This is a genomic window from Xenorhabdus sp. BG5, assembly GCF_015163665.1.
Classification (GTDB): Bacteria; Pseudomonadota; Gammaproteobacteria; order Enterobacterales; family Enterobacteriaceae; genus Xenorhabdus.
The window spans coordinates 30,086-56,289 of record NZ_JADEUG010000024.1 but is presented as its reverse complement, the minus strand read 5'-3'; the positions used below and the strand labels follow the sequence as shown (position 1 = coordinate 56,289).

The window sequence follows — 26,204 nt, the reverse complement described above, 5'->3', positions numbered from 1 at the left end:
AAGCCGTGATAATGCCCTGGTTGTCCAGTTTGCCCTGGCTCTGGATCTTCAACGTCCCCGGCTGCTTTTTATCTATATCCGCGGCCAGCTTACCCGCTTTCTGGTTGTCTACATCGGCACTGTGGATATCAAGGAGATGACCCGCCAGCACCTTGCCCTGATTGGTCAGATTACCCGGGGTGGTGATCCTGATATCATGATCAGCGCTTATCTCCCCCCGGTTCTCCAGCGCGGCCTGATTATCGATAGTGATATCATCCGACGCCGTCATTACCCCCTGATTGACCAGCTTGCCGTGACTGTCGATGATAAGATTGCCCGGCCGGGTCAGGTTGCCCTGATCATCCGTGCCGGCCGCCAGCATCCCCTTCTGATGACTGACTAACGCGGCACTGTGAATATCCAGATGACGTCCGGCCAGTACTTTTCCGGCATTATCGAAAGTATCACGGGCTTTGAGCGTGATATCGCCACCCGAAGTGATATCGCCTGAATGATTAAACGCACCTTCATTCTCAATATGGACAGACTCGGAAGCCGTGATAATGCCCTGGTTGTCCAGTTTGCCCTGGCTCTGGATCTTCAACGTCCCCGGCTGCTTTTTATCTATATCCGCGGCCAGCTTACCCGCTTTCTGGTTGTCTAAATCGGCACTGTGGATATCAAGAAGATGGCCGGCCAATACCTTGCCCTGATTGGTCAGATTGCCCGGGGTAGTGATCTTAATATCACGATCAGCACTTATCTCCCCCTGGTTCTCCAGCGCGGCCTGATTCTCGAGGGTGATATCATCCGACGCCGTCATCACGCCCTGATTGACCAGCCTGCCGCGACTGTTGATGATAAGATTGCCCGGCCGGGTCAGGTTGCCCTGAGCATCCGTCCCCGCCGCCAGCATCCCCTTCTGATGGCTGACTAACGCGGCACTGTGAATATCCAGATGGCGTCCGGCCCGTACTTTTCCGGCATTATTGAGAGCATCACGGGCTTTTAGCGTAATATCGCCACCGGCGGTCATATCCCCTGAGTGACTGAAAGCGCCTTCATGCTGAATATGGACAGACTCGGAAGCACTGATAATACCGTGGTTATCCAGTTTACCCTGACTCTGGATCTTCAGCTTGCCCGGCTGCGTTTTATCACTCCCCGCAGCCAGTACGCCGTTCTGACCGCTTTCTAAAGAGGCACTGTGGATATCGAGGTTGTGGCCGGCCAACACCTTACCCTGATTCGTCAGCTTTCCGGGCGTGGTGATCCTGATATGACGGTTAGCGTTTATCTCGCCCTGATTATCCAGCGTCGCCGGCTCGTCGATAACAATATCTTCCGTGGCAGTCATCATCCCCTGATTAACCAGCTGACCCCGGCTGTTGAGCGTCAGTTTGCCCGGTTGCGCTTTATTCGTTCCCGCAGACAGTAACCCATTCTGACCGCTCGTTAAGGACGCACTTTGGATATCGAGATGGTGACCGGCCAACATTTTGCCCTGGTTGTCCAGCGCGCCCGGGGTTTTTATTGTCATCGCTTTCCCGGCGCTGATATCACCGGCGTTAGTGAACACCGCTTTATTCTGAATGTCGATAGTGTCTGACGCGGTCACAATACCGTGATTATCCAGTTTCCCCCTGATATCCAGCGTCAGGTTACCCGGCTGAGTTAATTTGCCGTCTTTATCCGCGCCGGCGGCCAGTACCGTGTGTTGCCGGCGATCAGCGGGCCGTTGAACATTTTTATGGCTTGCCAGCGAAGCACTGTGGATATCAAGGTGACGACCGGCCAACATCCGTCCCTGATTATCCAGGTGATCGCGGGTGTTGACGGTAATATTCTGACCCGCCGTGATATCGCCCTGATTGATGAAACTCCCCTGGTTCTTAACCTTAACCTCAGCAGACGCGTCTATCGTCCCGTTGTTGGCAAGATGACCGCCACTGTTGAGTTTCAGGCTGCCCGGTTTATGGCTGCCTGCCAATAACCGCCCCTGATTCGTTAAATCGCCCTGATTATCGACAGTCAGGTTATCCGAGGCCGCTATCGTGCCTTGATTGGTCAGGAGGCCACGGCTCTGAATGGTCAGGGTGCCGGATTGCGTCCGATTGCCATTTTTATCAACACCGGCAATCAATACGCCTTTTTCACCACTGTTTAAGGCAGCGCTTTCAATCGCCAGATGATGCCCTGCCAGCACCCGCCCCTGGTTTTCAATGTCATTGCGGGTTTTCAGCGTGATATTCTGACCCGCCGTGATATCACCCTGATTCGCCAGTACCCCCTGATTCCCGATAACCACATCCGAGGCCGCCGTTATCGCCCCGCTATTTGTCAGTTTGCCCTGGCTATCCAACGTCAGATGGCCGGCCTGCGCCCCTAACTGCCCGGCATTGCGTACCCCGACGCCCTGTTCGGTGCCGACCAGCTTAATTTTGTTGGCATACATACCGCCCACGGCCGCCACATCCAGACTGAATACGGGCTTATTTTCTTGACGCGCCGACAAAGTTTCGGTCACATTGCCCTGAACATCCACCCGGTTTAGCCCGGTTGTCACGGTTAACTGGTTGGCGTGGAGTTTAGCGTTAATATTGACGGCGCGGCCAATCAGGCGGGTATAATCACTGCCGGTATCATTCAGCCCCTGACCTTCCACGCTGATGAGTCCCCGATGCGCCTCATCCACTTCAAACCCTTTCAGGCGCCCGCCTTCCAGCAGGGTTTTCCCCGCCGCCAGCGTGGTCTGGCTGGCATTGATAAAACCACAACCCTGACAGGTAATGCCGGCCGGGTTAGCAATAATGATGTCCGCCCGTTGACCGGCAACTTCAATAAAACCGTTCAGTTGGCTGGGGTTGCGGCTGTTCACTTCATTGAGGATGATTTTCGCTTCGCCCCGGGCTAACCACGGGTTCGCGGTGATGAGACCACCCAATTCGGTTTTCGTATTGACGCTGCTGTTATTGAGGATGGCACCCTGCTGCGCCACATCAAACTGGCTGTACTGGTTACGGGAAACCCCGTCACCATTCGGCGTCTGGATATTGATTTGGGGGATACCGTTGGCCGTGGCAATGACCGAGGGCTGCTGCGTACCGGGCGCATTGTTGTCCGCCACAATGTTGGCGTGTGCACCCAGGCTGACCAGTCCCAGCGCCAGTGAGACCCCGAACACCAGGGGCGTTAAGGCCACACGGGCTGACGACAGTGAAGGCACCGATAGGCTGTCCCGTGCCTGTCCGGCCGTATGGCTGCGGACTAACTCAGACACCACCATCAGCATCTGACGGGTTTTATTAAAAATCACGCGGTAGCAATGTTTATTCATCACACAGCCCCTCTTTCAGGTAAGTCGACGGTCAGGGGATAGTTGTCCCACCATGCGGCGGCCTGTTCACGGCTGACACCGGCCCCGCGAAAACGGATCACCTGCGCCCCACGCGTTGAACCTTTGTGATAAAGCGCCCGGACACACTGATAAGGAAAAATGTCATGTTTGATTAAATCCGCCATCACACGGCTATGACCAAACGGGGCTACCCAGTCCACAATCCAGATCCGGGCACCCCGGTTCGATGCCAGGCTGCGATTATCCCCGTCATCTGTCGTCAGGTAATACCGTTCGGTCTCTTCATCAAACCGCGACCAGCTCAGGTAAAACACGGGCTGACCCTGCTGACTGACCAGCACATACTGTTGGGCTTTAATAAAAGGCAGAAGCAGGGCGGCGAGCGAACTTAATGGCGCATCCCGGTGCAGGGAGGAGTGCATCCACAACCAGGTGGCGGCACCCAGCATCTCTGTGTCATTGTCGTGCCCGCCAAGGATCAGGGGGGCACGCACGTCATAATCACCGATTAACATTGCTGCCCCCTCAGTATTGCCAGTTCAGGCTGAAATTGACGTGGGCAGAATCGGTCTTAAACCTATCCGGTTTGGAGAAGGGCGTACCGACCGACACGTCATACGCCAGATTCGCCGGGCGAATATTGCCTTTCAGACCAACAACCCCCCCGGCCAGTGTGCGCCCGATAATCATTTCTGACCCATGTCCGCCGACCCGGCCGTAATCCGCTCCCAGATAAAGCTGTTGATCCGGCACCGGAGTCTGCCATGACAGAGTATTACGCCATACCCAGCCCTCATCGGCACTGAGTGTACGTTCACCATCAAAGCCCCGCACCGTCCAGCGGCTGCCGATGCTGAACTGATCCTGCGGGGTCAGCGGGGTGTGACTCCATTGCTTCTGGTATTCAACTTTGTGCTGAAAGGACTGGCTGCCCAGCTTAAAGGGCATATTCAGTGCCACCGACAACTGGATAATTTCTGATTTTGCCGTGACATAATAGGGATCGCTTTTATTGTATCGCTCTTCCCAGGCAGGCAGCGCCCCAAACCAGCGGGTGCCTTGCTGGTAACGCACGCCGGCATCCAGTACGGCCGCACCGATATAATGGCGGTGATCCAGCCCCAGGCTCCAGCTGCTGGTGCGGCGTTTCTGGTTATCAATTTCGGTCTGTTTCATGAAATTGCGGGTTTCACGCACATTCACACCATAAGTTAATGTGGTTTTTGAACGGGCATTACGATGCAGGACACGGCTTAATTGCGCGTTCAGGTTGCGGCTTTTTCCGCGATATCGGGCATCCCCGTCGAGTTCCGGTACGGTTTGCATATAGTTATATTTGCTGCCGGTGACCGCAAACTGCCAGTAACCAAACGGCACCGAATAATGTGCGGTATAGTTGGTGGAATCCTTGCGGTGGGAAAAAGCCAAATCGCGGCTCAGGGAGACGTAAAACAGGTCACTCAGCGACATCGGGTTATCCAGTGCAAACATCAGCCCACCCTGCGTCTGCCCGGTGGTTTTGGTACCACTGTTATCGACCCAGGCACCCACATGCCAGAAACGCGACTGCTGGCGTTTAATCACGATATCGCTCTCGCCCGGCTGCTCACCCGGCACCAGCTCCATGGAGGCCTGGACATTGGGGATACGCTGGAGATTTTCCAAACCTTGTTCGATATCGCGTAGATCTAATAAATTGCCATCATGAGCCGGCATCGCGGTATACAGCGTCGCGTATTTATCCGACTCCTCGGTATAGCGCACCTGCCGGATTTTGCCGGCGACAACATGGAGTTTCAGTTCACCCTGGCTTAAGTCCTGCTCCGGCGCCAGAATGCGGGTGGTCACCCAACCGTGGGAAATCAGCCGGTTTTGCATATTGCTCATCAGGAGGCCAATCCCCTGCGTACCCAGACAGTGTCCGTTAGCCTGAGCTGCCAGCCGTTGCAATGGCACCCAGTGCGGCAACGCGTCCTGACCGGACAGCGCCACGTGATGGATCACAAAACAGGGCGATTCGGTGGGAAACGTTAATGCAGACGTGGATACCTTTTCATCCGAAAGCCGCACCGTCGGTGCCCTGGCTTCCAAACGCTGTTCCAATGCCTGTTGCTGCTGTTTTTGATGAATAAAAGGTTGGTCGTCTGCCTGCACAGGCTGAGAAGTAAATACCGCCCATCCGGCCAACCCTGCGAACAGGTTGCTGCGCGTTACCGTTGCCATAATTGAACCAGTCGAATACTTAATTATTATTGAATGATTTTGGAATAAATATGAGACAGGGTATTATGGTCGAAATTGTTTTATTTTCAATCGACCTGATCGACATATAACCAGAAAGACGGATATTTAGACTAATAAACTGTAATCAGGCAACAAAACGGCACTTAATTAACATTCATTAAACATACCAGGGATAGCATTAAGCATATTCGTCTGCATTTTATCTGCCTCAAAAACAAAAGCACGAAAAATATGATTAGTAAAAATAACAAATATGGCGTTTTTCAGAGTATTCTGACAGAACAGTGTTTCCCCTCTTTATGGCAAAAATAGGGCGTCTCAGAATTCGAGTAGAGTCGAGATGTGGCGCGGTAACTGTAGGTCCGGCATATCTGTTACCGCCTCTTTCGATTGGCGGTGCCTTACTGTCCTGACCATTATCCCGTTTCCACATCCCGCTCATCGAACCGGACGTGCGCTTCTAACGCATCCGGCTCTCGGACAGAATCATGCCTTCGCCCACGGAAGTCTTTGCGGAAGTTTCGGCAACTGGATGAGTCCCAACTGATTGTAGAAGTACTCGTCAGGGTATCGCTTTAATCCCCTGCTGCGTTGCTTATGTTTCTTACAGAGCCACCGGCGTAGCCGGGTTGTAGTGTAACGATCTATAAACCGATACGACTGTGTCACAGGGCCTAACCTGAAGTAGTTAGTCCAGCCCCCCAGTTTCTGGTTCAATCGCATTACCATCTCCCCGGCATCCATCCACTCCAGACTTCTACTCGTCTGGAGCCTGATAGATTCGATCATTCGCTTAATGCTTTTCTTCGAGGGACGAGTCCCTATGTAAGGTTTCCTCGTCCGGGCGGAATACAAGCGCTTAAACGTGTATCCCAGAAAGTCGAATTCACCTTCTGGTAGCCTACACAGGCGGGTCTTTTCTTCATTTACCGTCAGCTTCAGCTTTGCCATAAGTCCACGCATTGCTGTCATCGCCTGACTGGCGTTTCTGCCTTTGCAGCAGATAACCAGATCATCAGCATAGTTGACAATACGTGCGCCGAGGCGCTGCTCGATCCCCAACCTTTTCCAGCCCATAATGAAACGTCTCATGTACAGGTTAGACAGGAGCGGGGATATTGGAGAGCCCTGTGGTATTCCGCACTGATTATCCCGGTTTGCCGTTGTTCGCTGCACTTTTCCGTCCCGCATCTTTTCTTCTACTGGTGCTGTCAGCCATTGTTTTATCAGTCGCAGAACCTTTCCGTCCACGATCCGACGTGCGACTGACTTCATCAGTTCAGGATGAGGGATGGTATCGAAGTAGCCAGACAGATCAGCATCAACAACATCGTTATATCCTCTGGTCAGCAGGCCATGAACTTCCTGTACCGCGCTTTCTGCATTCCGGTTTCGCCTGTATGCATGTTGCTCCGGGGGCAGATCGGCTTCGAATATAGGTTCGAGTACCAGCATAGCTGCCATCTGGCAGACTCTGTCCCTCAGACACGCGATACCCAGCGGGCGGGTTTTCCCATTCGGCTTAGGTATGTGTACCCGTCTGACCGGCTTCGGGGTATATGTGCCTTCCCGAAGCTGTTGCGCCAGTTCTCCGAGCCATCGCTCCACCCCATATGACTCAATATCGTCGAAGGTCTGCCCATCCATACCTGCCGCACCTTTATTCCGGCGGCAGCACTGGTATGCATGCGCCAACACACTTCGATGGTATATTTTGTCGTACAATGCATGGAATCGAAGCTCGGATCTTTCCTTCGCTTTCGCATGTAACGTCGTCTGTAATTCCTGAACGAATTTCGGAGTTCTTAGGTTGCCCAATCTCCAATTCCTCCTCACTTTCGGCGTTGTTTCTGAACCAAGGCTCCTTTCCTCCACCGGCATTACCCGGCTTCCCCGGTACTACGAGCCTTTCCGTCATCCTGTCGTGCCCGGTCTGGCCGTCACCGGCTTCCGGTTGGTGTTCGCGTTCACCACACGCAGGACTTCCCGTGTTGCTCCGGTCTTCCTCTTGTATACATGCTGTCGCCACTACCCCGGTGGAGGTTGCAGGGTGCGCTTTTCGTTCACTTCCCCTGAAACTGGCAGCCTTCCCCAATAATTTGGTGGGTCGGCCTCCACATTGCGTTTTTCGAGGCCTGCTCAGCGTTCACTCACGTTACGGCCTGCATACTCGCTGAATCACTAAAATGACCCTATACACCAGAGGCTTCAGCCGCTTTGTTACCGCCACGACTGCTCTGATTGCTTCCGGCTGGAACGAAAGTTGCCGGGTGGGATTCGCACCCACTGAAAGACCGAGCCTTTGCACGGCGCACAAAATATCGTACGCTAGGAAATACTCAATCTAGGATTAATACGGATCAACGCATGACCTTTAGCGTTGCAACTGGTGTTCTAACCATTTAGAAACTCGACAGTTTTGATGACTTAATTGGGGTAGTGACCGGATAGCTGATCGAATAGCCCGGAGACACTTCCCCTCCAGGCCCCCACAGAACCGTACGTGAAATAGAGTAGAGCGCCAGCGAGTTACCATTTACTATGGCACTTTTCCGGATTCCCCCTCTCCAAACCGGACATGAGTCTTTTGATCTCACCTAGACGAGAGTATGAATATTCACTTATTATCTAATACTTATATTTTGCTTTTTTATAAAAAATAAGTTTAAAAAACACACAAATTAAGATGCTATTTTAAATGGCTCAATGAGTATTATATAAATATTGTTTAATTATGACTCTATTTGTATGAAATTTATCCACTCACATTCTCACTCTGGTAATTTATACTGATCCTTTGATAAATAGTTATTTGTAGGATTTGAATCACTGTAGAAGAAGTAAATACTCATACTCTTCCCCTGACCAAATACATTATAAATTTTATAGTGAGGTGTAATATTTTATTTATATTTTAACGGAGTCTGTTTTTATATTTAAATTATAAATCATTTATTGATTTTTAATAAAAATACACATTAAACAAACAGACAACAGATGATATATTTCTTTTAAAGCCAAATAATATTACTTGTATTGCCAACATGGCTTTCCTATATTGTATTTACCTTGCAAGGAAACAATATATCAATAATCTTACAATCTCTGACTGGAGGGGCGTATTATGGAATATCAACCAGTAGGTATTTAATTAACTTAATCAACTAAAATCCGGGCAGGTATAAAATAAATTTACATCTGCCCAATCATCCATTTGCATAATGGAATTTAGATGATGATAAAATACATCGGCATAGGTGCAAATGAATTTGATACATATCTGGATTATGCAATATTTAATATTATTTCGATTTATTTATTGCATGCTGAACCTTTCCAGTTAGGAATTCTGGGTGCATGTTTTGCTTTGCCTTTCCTCTTTTCCAGTTATTTATTTGGGAAAATTTTTGACAGATATGAAATTCGACAGCTAAGAATATTATTGTTTGCAGCTAATGCATGTGTAATACCGTTCATAGGCTTAGGCGGTAGTATTCTTGTACTTTATACCGCGGCTTTCATTAAAACTATAGCCAGGAGTGGGATTAATATCTCAAATATAAAATTGAACAGGGATAATGAAGAAACCAGTCAGTTTTATGAAATCTATGGATATTTAATTAGCCTCAGTAGAATCATTATTCCACTTATTGTCATCGGGACATATGATTTTTGGGGAATATGGTTTGTCGTCGGATGCTCTGTTATCTTAAATCTGGTGGCATCGTTGAGCACAGTTATTGACCATACACAGTATCTTCGTTCAGAAACTTCTCAAGTTACTGAACCGCCAGAATCATATTCATTTTTAGAAATGATGTTGAAGAAGCATGAGTTACGTGCTCTTGTTACCGCATATACGATCTCGAATCTGGCCTTTTATCTCAGTAATGATATGTTGGGAATTTTCTTTAAAGTAATAGGGCAAGATGAAAACAGTATTGGTGTTATTATTTCCTTAATGGGAGTAGGTGGTTTTGCAGGAACTAAGTTAGCTTCATTTTTGATAAAAATAATAACAGCAAGATCAGTTTTACTTTCTTCCATTCTTACCAATACGATAGCGTTTACTTGCTTTGGTTTTTTATCTTCAAATACCACCACTGTTTTTGTTTTTTATGTGGCTATAGTGATAGTAGGGATATCATCGGGAATCACTTTTTTTGCCGTACGTTATGGTGTCAGAAACATGGTGGGTTACGAAAATGTAGGGAAAACAACAGGTATAATTCAGATGTTGTCTGCTGTGGTAGCAATAATTATGCCGATTATCGGAGGTGTTATTGCTAATTATTATGGTATAGATACAACTTTCCGTATAACCAGTATTCTTTTCTGTATTACCTTAATTTATTTCATCTTATTCACTAAAAAAAATAACAAAAGGAATCATATATATGTATAACCAAAATAAGCTCAGTGAAATTAATTTTCTGAACGATAAACATTATGTTCTTTATCAGAAAGGGAAGCCACGGCAGACCTGGGACTGTGAATTGAACTGGGAATTGGCTGCTAATGACCTAATCCCCGCACATTTGCACGATACTGCTGTTACTGTCGCCAGTCTGTCAGCGCATGTAGAAATACTTGGGATGGAAAATGCGGCAGAGCTGTTATTACAATCAAACGATTTTTCTCTAAAAATAGGACTGGCTCAAGCCGTTAATGACGAAGCACGTCATTCTGAATTATTTGCCAAATACGCCATTCTAGCTAACGGAAACATTAAAGATTTGTCCAGAACGAGAGATATCTATATCGAGCACTTTGCGGAGCTAAAGACTTTCGATGAGACATTTCTGAGTCATGTTTTCCTTGAGAATGGTGCTCTGGAGCAGTTCAATATTTTTATCCATGCGTTCAGTGAGCAAAGTCTCATCGGTCAGATCTATAAAGGTGCCATGCAGGATGAAGCCAGACATGTTCAGCTAGGTATCAATTATTTTCGTCAGTTAATTGAACGTTCCCCGGAAAAAATGGAAATGATTAGGGATCACCTTACCACTTTTAAACAAATTCTGCATGTTAACAAAGAAGGTATCAACTGGCTTTCTGATATGAGTGGTATACCTTCCAGTGAAATAGGAAACCGGATTCACAATCGACATGATAATTTTATCAGTAAAATTATGAGGAATACAAATGTTTAACGGAATGTTAGTCGTTAAAAATGCAATATCTGAACGCGAAATAGATATTCTGTATCGCTACTTAGCAATCTCTGCCAATTGCGGGCTTTTGAAGGGGAATACGGACTCGGTGGAAGCACATATGTACTATGCACTTCCCTATTTTGAAGCCATGTTGAGTTATTATTGTGATTTTGTATCGCAGACAGTCGGAGAGCCTGTTTATCCCAGTTATTCTTTTCTTTGGAATTATAAAAAAAATTACCAACTTCCTCGCCATAAAGATAGAAATTCTGTTGATTATATTATCTCTCTTGGTATTCATAAAGCTGAAGAAAATGACTGGGGTATTTATATTGAAGGAAACCGGGTAGATATAGATATTACGGATATTTTAATCCTTGACGGTAAAAAACTTGAACACTGGCGTGAACCATGTCCGTATAATAACCGTTTCCAACTCATATTATGTTACACAAGGGATAAAAATCTGATGTTTGATAAAAGAAAACATTTGGGTTTTGACCCTGTTCCTGAAGTGATTACATCACCATTTAAAAATAATTTACCTATAGACGATGATTATATAGCACAGCTTGGAGCAACTCATGTCTGAAGCACTCTATTATGAAAATGCTTGTATATTTTTTGACGGGAAGGTGTTACTGCGAAATTTTAAAGGAGATACAGGACGATTAACCCTCGGGTTTATGACCATAGGTGAATACCATTGGCTTGCTGAGGAAACTGAACGTTTTGAAATAACTGAAGGTGAAGCAATTTTCTCTTATGAAGAGACAATAATATCCGTAGTTCCGGGAAATGAGGTAATAATTCCTCAAGGCACCTATTTCACAGTGAAAGTAAAACAGCATCTCGATTACAGGTGTTACTATGAGTAAGTTGGGTATTATTGGTACGGGCCTTATGGCAAGCATTATGGCAGGCGTGTGTCAGGAGTCTGGCTTTATTGTTCATTCCGTCCTTTCACGTAAAAAAGAAACCGCACAACAGTTCGGTAAAGTACATCATATTGATGATGAAAAACTCTATACAAATGCTATATTGTTCTTTTCTGATCCAGAACTTCAGGCCGTTTATATTGCTACACCAACCTCAGAAAAAACGTATTATATTGAACTTTGTCTCAAATTTGCAAAGCCCGTTCTGATTGAAAAACCGTTGCCACCATACAGTATTTTCAGTTCTTTTGTTACTAAAGCAAAAAAAGAAAATCTTGTATGGATGGATGCCACTCATTTTGTCCATAATGAATGTTATACCCTGCTTCAGGCAATGATGGACACGTGTGTAGGAAATCTGATCAGAATTGACGCAAACTTTTTCTGGCCTGAACGAGACAATGGACAAATCAAATTTTCCCCTGATTTGGAGCCTGATGGTGCATTAGGTGATATTGGCTGGTATCCGTTTAGGTTGTTTTCAGCCTTGATGTCGAATCCTGTGCTCAGACATGCAAGCGGTTTTATGATACAGAATAACCATAATGTAATCACAGAGTTCAATGCTACTGGGCTAACCCATTGTGGGGTTTCTTTCTCCCTTGCATCATCATACCGTGGAACTGTTGCTCGGCAACAATGTATCATTGCAGGAAATAAAGGAGAGCTCACTCTCAGGGATTTTGTGATGCCTTACTGCGGTTCATTTGTATATGGCAAAATACTTCCATCTACTGTGATTCGACACTCTTGGGGACTGAAGCCATTGGTCGATTATGAGGATATTTTGGTCGATTTTTTCAGATTGCAACATACTGCAATGCTGAAAAATTTCCATAATTATATTCATGGATATGATCTCAATAAGTTACACCAATATCAGGAACAGGTTCTTAGTTGTATTAAAATGATAGGAAGAGTTAAAGAAATATTAACACCACTTATTGTGTCATAATATGTTACTGGTAGGTTCATATGTTCACACATCATATAACGGAAAGTACATTTTATCAGGGGATGATTGTCCCTCTATGGTCTCGTTTAACGGTCTTTTTTTCCCCTAACCAGGGGCTATTTATTGGTTATCTTTTAACTGCATTTCTGATTGCTGTAATATATTTCTCATGGAAAATAAAAACCTGGAACCCTGTTAAATCTGGACGTAAAGTTATCTTGGTACATAAATTCACATCACAATCATCTATTGATGACTTGAAACTGTATTTTTTTGATAAAGTTATTCTTGGCTTCATTTATTCCAGTATCCTCGGATCAGCATTGTTTTTCCGGTATCAAACGATGGATCTGTTGGCCTTTATCGGTCTTCCAACGCAGCATTATGTCCCAGGCATGATTCTTAGTCTGTTGTTAACCTTGGGGGCACTTGTTGTTTTTGATTTTGCGGTTTTTTTTGAACATTATTTGTCACATAAGATCCTAATTCTCTGGGAGTTTCATAAAATCCATCACATTGCTGAACATCTCACTCCCCTGACAGCCTATCGTTCGCATCCAGTAAATCAGTCCTGTTTTATATTTCTAGCCAGCATGTTTACCGGAATTTACTCAGGGGTATTTAGATATTTTTTTGATGCTACACATGCCTATATAGTATTTGCAGGCCAGAATATTTTTATGTTTCTGCTCCTGATGCTAGGACTGAATTTACAACATTCTATGGTGTACCTAAGATATCCTAAATTTATAAGGGATATTTTTGTTAGCCCTGCATACCACCAATTGCATCATAGTAGTGATATACAACATCATGACAAAAATTTCGGTTTCATTTTTTCTTTCTGGGACAAATTATTTGGTACTCAGATGTTTCCTCCAGCTAAAGCAGAGCTTGTATTTGGTGTGGCGGGTGAGAAATATGAAAATTACTCAGGATTGAAAAATATGTATTTTACCCCATTCAGAAAGGCAAAAAAACGGATAAAAAATTTTCTCGGTAAGCATTTCTCTAACCTCATATGATGAATAATGAGGTAATAGGTACCCTTTTTCTTCAACAAATACTCTATCATCCTTTTGTTAATGAATTCAGCTTCATTATACTCTTATTGGTATATCGAGATTATTTTCAATTTAAAGAAATAGATTAGGGGATAGCAACAGTCGTGCCACCAACCACAACTTAATGAATATGGATCAGAATTGTGTCCACACCTACTTCTCGGGCTTAGCTAAATGTAGTATTTTACAGTTTCGCTTCCACTAATCCCTGTACTGACTTTGCATGTTCCATTCTCGAAAGCTGCTATCTAATTAAGCCGTCAAAATTGTCGCATTTCGAGAGAATGGACTCCCTCCTTATTTCTTATCTCCTAACATACGCTATTTTCCTTTCGACAACAGTTTCTGCATCACCATTTGCCCGAACATGCCAGCTGACTGCCTGACCTGCCCCACGCCCTGGCTCATCATGCCGGCCATATCCCCCAACCGCACCCCGGCCCAGGCCAATGCCCCCAACCAGACCATCGGCAGGACAATAAACAACGTGCCCATCACCAGCCCCATAATTAAATCATCCGAGGTATTCTGAAACCCTGCCAGATTCAACAGGCTATGGGTGTCTGAGCCATACAAGGCGTCCAGTAAATAGCTGTCCAGCCAGCGGGCGGTTTCCCACCAGAAGGTCAGGAAATTCAAAGAAAACAGGGCGAACGTCAGTGTGAGTACCGTCTTAAATTCATAGGCGGCAAACAGCAGGATCAACGGGATCAGGATATACAACGCCATCAGGATCACCGCCTGCATCATCGGCAGCGCCTGACGCACCGCATCAAACATCGGGGCACTGATCAATCCCCCGAATATCGTTCCCGCCGCCGCACCGACCCGATTACCTGTATTCAACAGGGTGAAATCGGCGTTGCCGCCGTAACCGGCGTAAACATGGCCTTCCTGAGACACCGTCAGATTGACCGGACTGACCAGACGGCGGATCACCGCTTCTTTATATTCACGGGTTTCTTTGCCCAGCATTTTGAGGGCGGCCGACAGACGCAACCATAATCCCGGATCGGCCTGGGCCAATACCCGGGCCTCCAGTCCGGTTTTGGGGGTTGACCACCAGGCTCGGCAGGTGGGATAACCGCCCTGCCCGGTATTGGGCCGGCCACTGTCCCGGTTTTCATTCCACGGAAATGACGCCCTGGGCGTTCGGGATTGCAGCGTGTGGTAATCGCCGGATAAGAAGGTGCGGCTGCCCAGCCATGCAATATCATGCAGTGTGGCCGGATCGGTGGTTTGTCCCTGATCCCGTTGTTTCCACTGATAAAGTGCCAGTGCGTAACAGTCATGGGTAAAATCCTGCAATTCTGCCGCCAGTGCCGGGCTACTGATACGGGTGTGCTGCACTTCAAAACGCAGCTGCCTTAAATCTGGCCGACAGGGAATAGAGGCCACCGCCGCTTGCGTCAATCCTTTTGACAGCCGGTGTACCACGGCCCACCAGAGGGGCACCGCCGCCGTCTGATTGTTCAGGCTGGCGATCACCGGTGCATAACCACTTTTATCCGGCGCTTGCGGTGTCCAGGTGCCGCAGCTTTTGGCGTGGGAGGGATCATACTGGAGGGTAGTAAGGCTAACATTCACCAGTGGCACGCAGCACACCACCATCACGAAGAAGGCGCCGTACAGCGTATTTTCGATCCGGGCAAGTGACTGCAACCCACCACTACCCTCCTCTTCGCCACACTCCCTCACTTTCAGCCAGACAGCGATGACCTTTATCACTAAAGGGGTTGTAAATAGCCCGGTGGCAATCAGGACTTGCCATAGCCCGTTATTGACCACCCAGCCCAGCAGGGTCAGAAAATATTCCAGATAACTGTTGGTGGTCATTGCGTTACCTCAATCGAGCCTGACAGGGTATATTCACCCAGCAGGATAAACAGCAGGCTGACCACCATCATCCGTATCAACGCGGCACGGTGTGCTGGCTGATGTGTTGCCTTTTGCCCGATTTTCCAGCTACCCCAGCACAGTACGGCATACAGGCATAATCGCCAGACTAACCAAAATTCCCCGGTTTCGGCCACCCAATGGTAAATTTCGGTGAGTTTTTCCGCCTGATGCAGTCCAGCCCAGCCTATCGCTAAACTGATAACCATCACCAAAGCGATGATCAGTAATAGCACAACGCCTTTTCTCAATGTGGGGATCATCGCTGCCATATCACCCTACCGCCGTTCACTGTTAGGCATTTCCAGCTGATAAAAACGGGCATCGGTGCTGTCCAGCACCTGCTTTTGCGGATGGGCTTCAATCCGGCGGTTATCCCGTTCAATAATGGTCAGAATGGCGTTACGGGACAGTTCCCGTTTCAGCATCATCTCATTTTTCAGTGCATTGATTTCCCTGTCCAACGCATCAATCCGTCGTTCCCCTTCGGCCAGGGCCTCCGGCTGGGCCGCCGCATTGGGTTCTGACATACCGGTGATCAGCATTCGCCGCATCAGCAAGGCCGTCTCGGTGGTCTCGGCCATCGCCAACTCGCCCGCCAGACGCGCGGTCAACGCCGCACTGTCCGGGTCTCGCTGCAATGCCTGAATGACACCTTTGGTCACGGCCAGACTGCCGGTTTTCAGTTTGGCCAGATTGGCGGCGGTGGGTTTTTCCGTGCCATTGAGGAGTTTCACCAGCTGTTCAATATTGGCTTTGGTGTCCTCTTCCAGCATCGGGGCAAAGCCCGTACCGGCCACTGTCGCGCCCGGTTGCTGAGATTCTCCCCCGCTGGTGCATTCTGCCGCATTGGCACAGGTGCGGATAGCTCGGTCACCCAGCACTTTCACCACGGCCTCCGCCGCTTCAGTGGCATTCTGGAACTGGCGACAGGCACCCCCATCACACTGTTGGTGGCTGACTGAAACCTGACTCAGTACCGGCAGGTGATTCATCATATTAAACCCCGCGCTGGCTAAATCACGGGTGGGCCGGATGGCATTCTGTCCCTTGCCGCCCTGCTTCTTCCCACCAATCCACTGATGCCCGCCTGTGCCTGTCGATTTGCTGCCGGTATTATTCACCCTCACCGCATCCGCATCCCCGCTGTTCACCCGCGTTTTGTATTCCTGCATCGCGGCAGATTGTGTCCATTTACTGTTTTGCGCAAAATCCATCATCCGTTTGGCCATGTTCTGGCAATTAAACTGGGCCTTGTCGAACGCCACATTGGCCTGCAAAACCCCATTGGTCAGCATGTCATAGAGACCCGGATTGGCGCGCTGAATGACCATGGCAGGTAAGCTGGCGACAGCGCCGGTGGCCCCCTGGATCACCTCACTCATCAGGTTTTTAAATCCGGTGGTAATGCCATTTAGCTGGTTGCCGACCGTGGTCTTCAAATCAAAATTGCCGCACATCAAATCCGAACTCCAGCCAAGTTCCAGTCCGCCTAGTTGGGTCAGGGAACTGCGGGTAGCCGGTTGTGAAATCACCGACCCGCCCCCGAGGGTATAAAATAGGGAGTCTGAGATCGCGCCACTGACATCTGCACCATAGCCCAGGGCACCGCGATTGACCTGGGGCAGAGAAACCGTCAACCCGTTTTCAGCCCATCCCGTTTGCGATACCCCACTGACCAGCAAACTGACCATCAGCCATAACGCTTTTCTTTTCAGCATAAAACGTCCTTTTTAAATATCGGTACTGCCCAAAAAGCGCTGTCCCCGGCGCTGGCAACAGCTATAGGGTTGCCACAGGGCATACGCCTGATTGCCATTGACCGCAGCAGAATGTTCTCCGTCAGGAAACACCGCACAGTTTGAGCTTAGCTGCGGTGATAACCGCTGCCACTGGTGATTTGGGGTGCCGGTATTTTCTGTCACCGGTTCGGGTGGCCAATAACCGTCAGCGCGCTGGCCTTTTAATGCCTGATAAACATGGGGCTGTCCTGCGCGAGTAATAATGTCCGCCACCCGCTGCGCCACCACAGCAGATGCCTTGTCATCATCGGTCTGATTGACAAACCCTGAGCGCGGGTAAATAGTGCCCCACAGATTGGCGGACATTTGGCTGCCCAGCTCCCGTTGACCGGGAATAAGTGCTTCCGGGTAGAACGATTCCGGCAAACCAGTGCGCCATGCCACGGTATCCAATGTGCTGAGAAAATAAGGTACCAACGGAGTGGCGGCACTGCGGCAGGAATAACCGGGAATTTGCCCGCCAATCAGGCTGGTCGCGGGATGCCCAATGGCATCAGCGTATTTGAAACGCAAACTGGTACGGCGCTGGCCTGAAATCTGGCTATTGTGGTTGCCGCCGCCGGCCGTCAGGTGGGATAACGCACCAGTGACGGCATTTTCCAGCCCACCGGATAATCGGCTGACCTGTGCCATTTCTGACCACGAATTGCCACCGGGTGCATGATAGGTGGACACCACCGCTTCGGGGAGATAATGGGTGACTTTGACCGAGGTTTTTACCGTGCAGCCATGCCAGGAACAAAACAGCCAGTAACAAATGCCACTGACCCGCCACTGAATACAAGCGGGCGAGAGGCTGCTGGCCACGATTTGCGCTGTATTGAGGGAAGCCTGCGCAAAGGGAGCAAACGCCGCTATCAGCGTGATGACAACAGGAAAAGCAAGGTGTTGTGTCTTCATGGCTGACGCAGTTCCCTGAGAGCACTGGCCTTTGCCCCATCCGCCGTACCATACACGATGTCACGGTCATCAAACACCACGGCCGGGTATTTACGTACGCCCAATTGCCAGGCTTCAACAATGGCTCGATAAGCCTGAAGCAGATGCTGTTCCTGCTCATGCCATTGGGAAGATTGCAGCATAGCCTGTGCTTGAATAGCGGCTTGCTGAGGGTCGGCAGAAAGTTGAGCGAAGATTTGTCTCTGATGTTGCTCTGCCGCATCCAGCCAGACAATTTGTGTGTCTGGGGAAAGGTTGACAGGGACGTGTTGGCTGTCAGTGTAAATCACCGTTTTGGCATAACTCGCTGATGCGGTCATCCATCCCAGACAGAATAATAATGTACAGCGCTTTCTCATTCCCACCTTCCCGTCTCTGAACACAGACGGCAAGCGTGCGGAAAAAATCCGGATAAATCAGCAAACAATTCTTTTTTGCCACAGGCAAAAAAGAACCGACACCGCCCATCACACTATCCCCTTATTCTTAAAAAGAATAACATTAACTTTTTTAATTAATAAATTTGTATGGTCAGCGGCCTTTTCTTTTAATGCATTTATTAAATATAAATTTTCTCAAAAAAATGCCGATCAATTATTCACTGTAACATGAGAGATAACAATCAATGAAAAACAACAAGGAATCTGCGCCCTTTTTCCGTCATTAATGACAAAATAATGGACATCAAAGACGAGGAATATCACATTGTTACAATGAAAAACTTTCCTGTTTTTTATCCTCAATTTTCATCACAGATAAGGGGTTCTCTGCTTAAAACCGGGCAATACTCTTGAATAGAGCAACCTCTGATTATTCCTGATTTAATTCAAACAGATTGTTTATCGTGTAAAATTAATCATGTTACAAAAATAATTATACCTCATTATTTCATGATACTTTATCTTTATAAAATAGTACCCTTATTCTATTTTTTATCAGGAGCCCTAATAATGGAAGAGCAAGCAAGCTATGATTCAATTGGAGAGTATTACGAACAGTTTTCCAATACGGTAGCCCAGCGACAGTCTGAGCTTCGGGATATACTCAACATGGTCGGTGAGATACAAGGAAAGTCAGTTCTGGATCTAGCTTGCGGGTATGGTTATTTTGGGCGGGAATTGCACCAGCGCGGGGCTTCAAAAGTGGTTGGCGTCGATATCTCTGAAAAAATGATTGAACTCGCTAAAACCAAGTCAAAACTGTATGGTGATGATATTGAGTTCCATGTACAAAATGTATGTGAAATGGAATTAGGTGAAAAATTTGATATTGTTATCGCCGCTTTTTTATTCCACTATGCAGAATCCACAGAAGAACTGGAAACGATGTTTCAGGCCGCCGCTGAGCATTTGAAACCTTCCGGCAAATTAATTGCTTATATGGCATCACCTGATTATCGGCTAGAAAGCGGAAACTGTGAGAATTATGGTTTTAAAATTTTAAGCGAAGAGCCCTGGAAAAATGGCTTCCGTCACCAGGCCGAATTTCTGTCAACCCCCCCAAGCCCGTTCACGTTTTATCGCTGGAGTCGTGAGAGCTATGAAAACGCGCTTAAGAAAGCAGGATTCGACCATTTTCGCTGGCAAAAACCAACAGTCTTGGACAGCGATTTAGTGCGTTATCCTCAAGGTTTTTGGGATAATTACCTACAAAACTGTGTCCATACCGGACTGGTTTGCCAGTTTTAAACTCACTCGCCATTCCTTTCGCATGACGGTTGAATTTAATTCAATCGGATATCAACATTTATATAAATAGACATTGAAAAAAATGCCGGGTCCAACCCGGCCCTAGCCACAATACTCACATTCTCATTTTTTATTTTTATTGATATTTATGGGTTATTCATCATTGTTATTGGATCTAATAGCAGTAATTTATCAACAGCAAATGGCGACAGGGTGAGTGAATGTGTTAATTCAGTAGACAGGACAAGTGCGGCGCAGCGTTGGGCGAAATAGACACTTTCCTTAAAATCCATACCGGCTAACGCGCAATGCACTAATCCCGCCATCATTGCATCACCGGAACCCGTGTTATTGACAACATCAACAGGAAATACCGGAGAGTGACCCGATATATAATCTAACTCACTGTAGTAAACACCGTCAGCGCCCATACTTAAAACGACCCGCTGTACCCCTTGTTCATGAAACCATGATGTGACCCACTTAGCCTCTTTTATTGAGTTAATTTTAATGCCACTGATTTTTTCTGCTTCCAGCCGATTGGGTCTGATAGTATGAATATAGGATAGCCAGTTACGTACCATGCCCGCCTTATATGACGAGACAGGATTAACAAATATGGGCACATTACCTGAGTTTTTAAATAACCATTCCAGAGCATCCTCTCTCAAATTACAGTCGATACTCAGTATGCCTGCCCGCTCAATGAGCGCTTTAGATTTATTTAGCAACTCCGGCGTGAGTTTTTTCAAAATATCCATATCACTCACGGAGGTGTACGGTTCACCATGACTATCAACGATTGAATGATAAATCGAAGTGCTTTCATCATGGAGTTTATGAGAATGGCTAAGATCAACACCGGCTAACCGGGTTTCTCTGAACAGCCTTTTTCCATATGAATCATCACCAAAAACAGAAATTAAATAACTGTCATTCTTTAACGCGGCAATGTTATGCGCCACATTTCGGGCAACACCCCCTAGCGTATATTTTGTTTTCCCTGGGTTGGAATCTTTCTTTAATAATTCAGTCGAAGCGAAGCTGGTAATATCCATGTTGGAAGCCCCCACCGTCACGGCATAATTGCCACTGGAAAAAATGTATCCTTTTCCTTTTATATGCCCTTTTTTTTGTAGGTTAAGGATATATCCTGCAACGCTTGAACGACTCACACCAATAATATCAGCGATTTCTTTTTGGGCGAGAAACGGATTTTTCCTGAGAAGTTGTAATATTCTAAACTCCAGATTATCCATTTTTCTCATATCATGCCCTTTATTGTTTTTAAACATAGTTGTTTTTATTCCATTGATGAATGACAGTAAAGCGTATTTTTATACATTATGCTGGTAGTGAGAAAGTGATCGAAAACTCAATGAGATATTGTTTATCGTTAAAAATGTGATTCTACTCTTGAATTTTTACCTGAAAAATAACCAATTAACAGAATTTTAAAAAACTTAGCGTGGTAACCATATTTTATTCTGTTTTCTTTTAATAAAAAACAATTGGTTATATGGTTATTGCATTTTTTTGGCATTTGTCTTTTCTTCCGTTTTAATTTTATTTTGCAAATGAAACAAGAATTCTCAATTACATTAAAACGTGATAATCAACACACTTTCACCAATATTAAATATAACTCCACGAGTTTATTGCAGTGTAATATTTTTTATTATTCCGTCACCATGCATGCCTTTAATCATCAATATGTTATATTATATAAATGAAATATTTCTTTTCATCACAATAACCAATATTTATTTATACTTAACTCACTTTTTTATTAGTGAGGGCGAATAACCCGTTAAGAATTGCCCAATCGATCGATATCTGTCAGTTCAGGGATGAGAAAACGTCATGCATGAAGACGGATTGCGCGAGAAAATCTGTTATTCCAAAGAAATGAGCACTTGAAGTGATAAAAATTCTTCTGGGGGAACCTGTGTCTGAATCAGGAGCACCATGGGATGTGATGCCGTATCCAAGAAAATGCATTCAACACGAAGAAAAAATGGCGGCATTTCAAGTGGCTGCTCAAACAGCCACTCATTCCATTTATAAGTAAAATAATGGAACACGCTATTCAATACTGCTACTTACCACACGCAAATCCTGTCATCGGCCAGCCATTTCGCATCCACCGATCTGTTTCTGCCCAAAACGCCCATTTCGCCTGATGCTCTGCGGAACCTGAGCTGGCAGCCAGGTAATCCGTGGAGGTCACATAAAATTCCCGCGCCCAACCATCGTAGAGATAAAAGTTCCCCCATTCCTCATATAACCGTTCAAGGGCATATTTGGAGGCAATCCGGCTGCCGAGTGATTTGCAAAGTTGTTTTGCATTAGAATAAAAGTCTTTTGTCAGGCCGGAGCGCTCAAACCAGGTGTGAACCGTCAGGGTCAGTTCGACTTGTTGCCCGGTTTCATCAGTACCCGTGAGCCTTATTCCGTCAGGATTTTGCTGTACCGTCACCACATCCCCCGATACCGTTACCGAGGGCGAGTTACTCTGCCAGCTTACCCGACCTGTATTGCCTGCCGTGATAAGGCGGAATTTCGCACCATGCCAGAGTACGGAAGGCCCCCGGAGACCAAACGATTTCTGGTTGGCATTGCCGCCCTGCCTGTCAATAGCAACGGTATCAACCAGGCGTAACGGTGTGATAAATTCCACAGAGGAGACAACCTGCTGCTCACCCACGTCAGCAGTGACCAAAGCCTGTCCGGCATGACGACTGACAAAGATTGCGGTTGCCTTTCCCTGACGGTCTGTCCTGTCTTCTGCAAAAATCATCTCGCCAAGATGGCCAGACCAGTCAACCGCTTTATCCGCAAGCTCCTGCCCATGAATATCGGTGACAGTGACAGTAAAAATCACCCTATCTTCGCCATCCGCCGCGGCACGGGTTTTATTGACCCGAAGGGTGGATAACAGCACTTCCTCAAAGAGGACAATAGGGGCAGCCACTTTATTATTGCCAACCTGGATCTGAACCTGATGCTCCCCTGCAAACGTGCTACTCAGCTGAACCTGCGCTTGTCCCTGAGGGTCAGTTTGTGTCCGTTCTGAGGACAACACGCCGTGATCTGTTTGCCAAATCACCGGCTGATTTTCCACGGGTGATCCCAGTGAATCTAACACCCTAGCCGTTAACACCACCGCATCCTGCCCATCGCCTTTAGCCCGGACTTTGTCCACCGTGACAGCCGGTTTCAGCAAACGTTCAAACATCACCGAAGCAGCATGAAGAGCTTTTCCCGACGCCTCGGCTTTCACCGTTGTCCGCCCTGCGGTGCGGCTGACTAACCGAACTGTCGCTTCTCCCTGGCTATTGGTCTGACTTTGCTTATCCAACAGTTGCCCGTTATCCGTAGACCATTGCACTTTGATGTTGGCAACGGGTCGATCTGCTGCATCGCGCACGTTCACCGTATAAAAGATACTGTCCTGACCATCGGCAATCGCCGTTTGTTTGTCCGCCTGAAGCGTGTGAGCTAACGAGTCGGTAAAGCCAATCGGAGAAGACATCACTGTTTCACTGCCAACCGCTACCGTCACTTCGGCATTTCCTGATACTTTGCTGGCTAAATAAGCCGTGGCCTGCCCTTTCTTATCAGTCATTAATGAAAATGCAGAGAACTGGCCAAGACTGGTCTGCCAGACAATGGCTTGATTCGGTACAGGTTGACCATCTGCGCTTTTGACCGTTACCGTCAGCATTACCCTCGCTTTTCCATCCGCTTTAACACGGTGCTTATCAACGGTGATTTCGGGTATCAGCACCGTATCAAACTGGACTGAAGGGGCGACCGTAACCTCGCCCGCCACGGAAACACGAACTGTGTGCAGCCCCTGCTGACGGCTGTGCAGCACGACCGATGCCTGCCCCTGCGTATCCGTGTTCTGCCGGGTTTGGGACAATGCGCCTTTATCATCACTTGACCAAATAACGGCCTGATTGGGAATGGGAGTCCCCTCCTGATCGGTGACAAGGACGGTGTAGATCACACGGTCATGACCATCGGCTTTGGCCTGCGTTTTATTCACAGAGACCTTTAACTGTTTTTCGGTCGGCAAACTCATGATCATGATTTCTGCCCGGTTGGAGCGATTACCCCGACTGTCGATGGCGATCCCCGAAAGCCGAACGGGGTTTTTTGTAGTTTTGGGCAATCGTAATGTCACTTTATTTGGTTGCTGATACAGTATTTTCCCGCCGGTCTGCTGTAATTCAACCATATCTAACTCTAAACGTGCCAGGGGATATTTGGACTGGATAACTGGCACAAAAGTAGCTTCTTTACCTTCATACCCATTAATGGATGCGGGGAAGGCCAGTGTTATCAATGTCTGTTTCTGATAATCCAGCACCATATCGCTACGCCGGTTCACAAAATCAAATTGACTGGCTCTCAGACTACGCAGTGGTGCGACCGCGTTCGGATCAAGCTGCTGGCTGAACGGCACACCCAACCGATAATTGAGGTTCAGGGTAAAACGGTTTTCACTGACACCGTGTTTACCCTGCCGAAAATCGGCGCCCAGGGTCACTAACGGCACGGGCATGTAAGTCAGCCCGGCGGTGACGCTGTACGGGTTTTTCTGGCGTTCTGCTTCACCAAATAACGCGACCTGCTGCCCATAATAATGTTCATACTTCAACTGCCCGCCCCAGTGAGGAAAAGCAGGCAACCCGGCTTCGGCCTGAATATCCCAGCCATTGGCGGGTCTTGCATCGAAATCTGTGAGCCGGGAGGGCTTCCAATGGGATAAACGCTGGTAAAGGTTGGCTGACAATTTGATGTTATCATGCCAGGCTTCTAACCCAATGCTGTAACGGTGATGCTGCTCCGGCCACAATGCATCCCAGAAGGCATTGACACCCCATAACCAATTATCGGCTAAATAGCGATAGCCAAATCCAAGTGTAGTTGTTGTCTGACCATGGTGGGTTTTTACCCCTAACTGACTGAATGCCGTACCTGAAGCTACGTTATACCAGGGTAACAGCCCGTCAAATGCAACGTCTTTTAATGAAAAATGGCTGTCGAAAGGGAGTGTGAGGCGGGCATTGCCGTATTGGTTCAACCACGGTGTCAGTGTTGATGTGACCGCAGACGATAACTGCTGTGCAGCCATTGTTTTTGCCGCTTCGTTGGGGGATTGTGACTGCGTAAGTTGCCCCCATTGGGCAGTAATTTCGGCCAGTTTTTGTGCCTGCGGGTCTTGATTTTGATCTTCTGCCATAGCCTGACTGGGAAAACTCAGTGACAGACTTAACAAGCTGATAATCAGAGATTTTGTTCTATTGTGCCAAGTGGACTGGATTGTTTGCACCACGGATTGTGACCCTTTTCATTCATGCTGAAAGGGGTAACATGCAGAAAATGCGCTTTAAATACTGTGGTTAATTCTTTTTCCGAAAAGGAAAATTTATCCGTTTATATGTCCACTCAACATAAACAAGCATTTTAATATTTATTTCAATATGCTACGAACAATTAATATCCAAGACATGTTTTAGACATCTTTACCTAAACAACTCAAGTTGCATCCTATAAAACAAAAATAGTTTGCAACTTGAAATGAGATGAATATATATGACCAATGCCTTTGCAATGCAGACATACTTTTGGGGGGAGGAAACTTCAAATGGCCTTGACACAAAGAGTCCATCTTATAGACATTTATCCAGATGCACACACGTACATTACATCAACCTTTCATGATGGATACGTAATAAACGAATTTACAATCGCTTGTCACGGACTCGCCGTTTTTCCCGGAAGAGTGGAAAGCCTTATGATAAACGGCCAACTCTGGACTTATGACGTAGTAGCCAGATACATTCAGTCACAAACAGCAGTCAGTCGATTGCATAAAATCCATCTTCTTGCTTGTCATTCAGCGAATTACGATATCGCTTCTCTTGCAGCAAAAGTATCAGCAAATATACGAGGAACTGAAGTCAAAGGATATGTAGGTTCCGCTTATATAAATTTTAGACATAACAATGTTTATCAGCTTTATCTGAATAGTGGGTGTAACAGAGCTTCTGTCGAACGGCATATTGAGCAAACGGGTAGGGTTCGAGTGCATACTAATAATGCTCCCCACTATTATTGCATAGTATTCAAAAATGGCATTATGGAAAGACAAGATTATTTATAAATTT

At 47.0% G+C, this 26,204-nt stretch carries 19 protein-coding genes; 8 read left to right on the top strand and 11 right to left on the bottom strand.

Going from position 1 to position 26,204, the window contains the following annotated elements; all coding sequences use genetic code 11:
* The 4 genes from IQ209_RS12950 to ltrA all read right to left on the bottom strand — a co-directional run.
* The coding region (locus IQ209_RS12950; RefSeq protein ID WP_193851695.1) for a filamentous hemagglutinin N-terminal domain-containing protein at positions 1-3,319 on the bottom strand (3,319 nt) is incomplete at its 3' end.
* The gene (locus tag IQ209_RS12945; RefSeq protein WP_193851694.1) at positions 3,319-3,855 is read right to left on the bottom strand and encodes a toxin-activating lysine-acyltransferase; all 537 of its coding nucleotides are present in this window, start codon (positions 3,853-3,855) and stop codon (positions 3,319-3,321) included. The genes IQ209_RS12950 and IQ209_RS12945, both read right to left, overlap by 1 nt.
* A gap of 10 nt (positions 3,856-3,865) precedes the next feature.
* Entirely contained in the window at positions 3,866-5,563 is a 1,698-nt protein-coding gene (locus IQ209_RS12940; RefSeq protein WP_193851693.1) for a ShlB/FhaC/HecB family hemolysin secretion/activation protein, read from the bottom strand.
* Positions 5,564-6,070: 507 nt separating this feature from the next.
* A complete protein-coding gene (gene ltrA / locus IQ209_RS12935) occupies positions 6,071-7,279 on the bottom strand; it encodes a group II intron reverse transcriptase/maturase (protein ID WP_255528781.1) in 1,209 nt (402 codons plus the stop codon).
* Between the two features lie 1,537 nt (positions 7,280-8,816).
* Here ltrA and IQ209_RS12930 point away from each other — a divergent pair.
* Genes IQ209_RS12930 through IQ209_RS12905 form a run of 6 tightly spaced genes read left to right on the top strand, consistent with a single transcriptional unit; the run spans position 8,817 to position 13,658 of the window.
* The gene (locus IQ209_RS12930; RefSeq protein ID WP_193851691.1) at positions 8,817-9,989 is read left to right on the top strand and encodes an MFS transporter; all 1,173 of its coding nucleotides are present in this window, start codon (positions 8,817-8,819) and stop codon (positions 9,987-9,989) included.
* Positions 9,982-10,737: a ferritin-like domain-containing protein gene (locus IQ209_RS12925; protein ID WP_193851690.1), complete on the top strand. Its 756-nt coding sequence runs from the start codon at positions 9,982-9,984 to the stop codon at positions 10,735-10,737. Before IQ209_RS12930 ends, IQ209_RS12925 begins: the two co-directional genes overlap by 8 nt.
* Positions 10,730-11,332 (top strand): hypothetical protein, encoded by a 603-nt coding sequence (locus IQ209_RS12920; RefSeq protein ID WP_193851689.1) that lies wholly within the window; start codon positions 10,730-10,732, stop codon positions 11,330-11,332. The genes IQ209_RS12925 and IQ209_RS12920 overlap by 8 nt, the downstream gene beginning before the upstream one ends.
* Entirely contained in the window at positions 11,325-11,618 is a 294-nt protein-coding gene (locus tag IQ209_RS12915; RefSeq protein ID WP_193851688.1) for a pyrimidine/purine nucleoside phosphorylase, read from the top strand. Before IQ209_RS12920 ends, IQ209_RS12915 begins: the two co-directional genes overlap by 8 nt.
* Complete coding sequence (locus IQ209_RS12910; RefSeq protein ID WP_193851687.1) at positions 11,611-12,633, top strand: Gfo/Idh/MocA family protein; 1,023 nt, start codon at positions 11,611-11,613, stop codon at positions 12,631-12,633. Before IQ209_RS12915 ends, IQ209_RS12910 begins: the two co-directional genes overlap by 8 nt.
* A 20-nt stretch (positions 12,634-12,653) precedes the next feature.
* A complete protein-coding gene (locus IQ209_RS12905) occupies positions 12,654-13,658 on the top strand; it encodes a sterol desaturase family protein (protein ID WP_193851686.1) in 1,005 nt (334 codons plus the stop codon).
* A 360-nt stretch (positions 13,659-14,018) separates the two neighbouring features.
* Here the strand turns inward: IQ209_RS12905 and IQ209_RS12900 are convergent, their stop codons facing one another.
* Genes IQ209_RS12900 through IQ209_RS12880 form a run of 5 tightly spaced genes read right to left on the bottom strand, consistent with a single transcriptional unit; the run spans position 14,019 to position 18,693 of the window.
* Positions 14,019-15,533, bottom strand: coding sequence for a conjugal transfer protein TraG N-terminal domain-containing protein (locus IQ209_RS12900; RefSeq protein ID WP_193851685.1), 1,515 nt, complete (start codon positions 15,531-15,533; stop codon positions 14,019-14,021).
* On the bottom strand, positions 15,530-15,865 hold the full coding sequence (locus tag IQ209_RS12895) for a hypothetical protein (RefSeq protein ID WP_193851684.1): 336 nt from the start codon (positions 15,863-15,865) through the stop codon (positions 15,530-15,532). Before IQ209_RS12895 ends, IQ209_RS12900 begins: the two co-directional genes overlap by 4 nt.
* A 6-nt stretch (positions 15,866-15,871) precedes the next feature.
* Positions 15,872-17,287 (bottom strand): integrating conjugative element protein, encoded by a 1,416-nt coding sequence (locus IQ209_RS12890; RefSeq protein WP_370588419.1) that lies wholly within the window; start codon positions 17,285-17,287, stop codon positions 15,872-15,874.
* Between the two features lie 39 nt (positions 17,288-17,326).
* Positions 17,327-18,295 (bottom strand): TIGR03756 family integrating conjugative element protein, encoded by a 969-nt coding sequence (locus IQ209_RS12885; protein WP_193851682.1) that lies wholly within the window; start codon positions 18,293-18,295, stop codon positions 17,327-17,329.
* Positions 18,292-18,693 carry a TIGR03757 family integrating conjugative element protein gene (locus tag IQ209_RS12880; protein ID WP_193851681.1) on the bottom strand — a complete coding sequence of 134 codons (402 nt, stop codon included), beginning with the start codon at positions 18,691-18,693 and terminating at the stop codon, positions 18,292-18,294. The genes IQ209_RS12885 and IQ209_RS12880 overlap by 4 nt, the downstream gene beginning before the upstream one ends.
* Positions 18,694-19,284: 591 nt before the next feature.
* Between IQ209_RS12880 and IQ209_RS12875 the strand changes: the two genes are divergently transcribed.
* Entirely contained in the window at positions 19,285-20,022 is a 738-nt protein-coding gene (locus IQ209_RS12875; protein WP_193851680.1) for a class I SAM-dependent methyltransferase, read from the top strand.
* A 146-nt stretch (positions 20,023-20,168) separates the two neighbouring features.
* On the opposite strand, the gene IQ209_RS12870 is transcribed toward IQ209_RS12875, so the two are convergent.
* Both IQ209_RS12870 and IQ209_RS12865 read right to left on the bottom strand, forming a co-directional pair.
* Positions 20,169-21,317, bottom strand: a complete 1,149-nt coding sequence (locus IQ209_RS12870; protein WP_193851679.1) for a PfkB family carbohydrate kinase — start codon at positions 21,315-21,317, stop codon at positions 20,169-20,171.
* Between the two features lie 803 nt (positions 21,318-22,120).
* A complete protein-coding gene (locus IQ209_RS12865) occupies positions 22,121-25,369 on the bottom strand; it encodes an inverse autotransporter beta domain-containing protein (RefSeq protein WP_193851678.1) in 3,249 nt (1,082 codons plus the stop codon).
* Between the two features lie 312 nt (positions 25,370-25,681).
* Between IQ209_RS12865 and IQ209_RS12860 the strand changes: the two genes are divergently transcribed.
* On the top strand, positions 25,682-26,200 hold the full coding sequence (locus IQ209_RS12860) for a hypothetical protein (protein ID WP_193851677.1): 519 nt from the start codon (positions 25,682-25,684) through the stop codon (positions 26,198-26,200).
* Positions 26,201-26,204 lie beyond the last annotated feature (4 nt).

Bases quoted from the DNA above. Each gene is read 5' to 3' on its own strand.
- IQ209_RS12895 (WP_193851684.1), bottom strand. From the start codon at position 15,865: ATGGCAGCGATGATCCCCACATTGAGAAAAGGCGTTGTGCTATTACTG.
- IQ209_RS12910 (WP_193851687.1), top strand. From the start codon at position 11,611: ATGAGTAAGTTGGGTATTATTGGTACGGGCCTTATGGCAAGCATTATG.
- IQ209_RS12870 (WP_193851679.1), bottom strand. From the start codon at position 21,317: ATGTTTAAAAACAATAAAGGGCATGATATGAGAAAAATGGATAATCTG.
- IQ209_RS12920 (WP_193851689.1), top strand. From the start codon at position 10,730: ATGTTTAACGGAATGTTAGTCGTTAAAAATGCAATATCTGAACGCGAA.
- IQ209_RS12890 (WP_370588419.1), bottom strand. From the start codon at position 17,287: ATGGTCAGTTTGCTGGTCAGTGGGGTATCGCAAACGGGATGGGCTGAA.
- IQ209_RS12900 (WP_193851685.1), bottom strand. From the start codon at position 15,533: ATGACCACCAACAGTTATCTGGAATATTTTCTGACCCTGCTGGGCTGG.
- IQ209_RS12945 (WP_193851694.1), bottom strand. From the start codon at position 3,855: ATGTTAATCGGTGATTATGACGTGCGTGCCCCCCTGATCCTTGGCGGG.
- IQ209_RS12905 (WP_193851686.1), top strand. From the start codon at position 12,654: ATGTTCACACATCATATAACGGAAAGTACATTTTATCAGGGGATGATT.
- IQ209_RS12860 (WP_193851677.1), top strand. From the start codon at position 25,682: ATGGCCTTGACACAAAGAGTCCATCTTATAGACATTTATCCAGATGCA.
- IQ209_RS12875 (WP_193851680.1), top strand. From the start codon at position 19,285: ATGGAAGAGCAAGCAAGCTATGATTCAATTGGAGAGTATTACGAACAG.
- IQ209_RS12940 (WP_193851693.1), bottom strand. From the start codon at position 5,563: ATGGCAACGGTAACGCGCAGCAACCTGTTCGCAGGGTTGGCCGGATGG.
- IQ209_RS12880 (WP_193851681.1), bottom strand. From the start codon at position 18,693: ATGAGAAAGCGCTGTACATTATTATTCTGTCTGGGATGGATGACCGCA.
- IQ209_RS12885 (WP_193851682.1), bottom strand. From the start codon at position 18,295: ATGAAGACACAACACCTTGCTTTTCCTGTTGTCATCACGCTGATAGCG.
- IQ209_RS12925 (WP_193851690.1), top strand. From the start codon at position 9,982: ATGTATAACCAAAATAAGCTCAGTGAAATTAATTTTCTGAACGATAAA.
- IQ209_RS12915 (WP_193851688.1), top strand. From the start codon at position 11,325: ATGTCTGAAGCACTCTATTATGAAAATGCTTGTATATTTTTTGACGGG.
- IQ209_RS12930 (WP_193851691.1), top strand. From the start codon at position 8,817: ATGATGATAAAATACATCGGCATAGGTGCAAATGAATTTGATACATAT.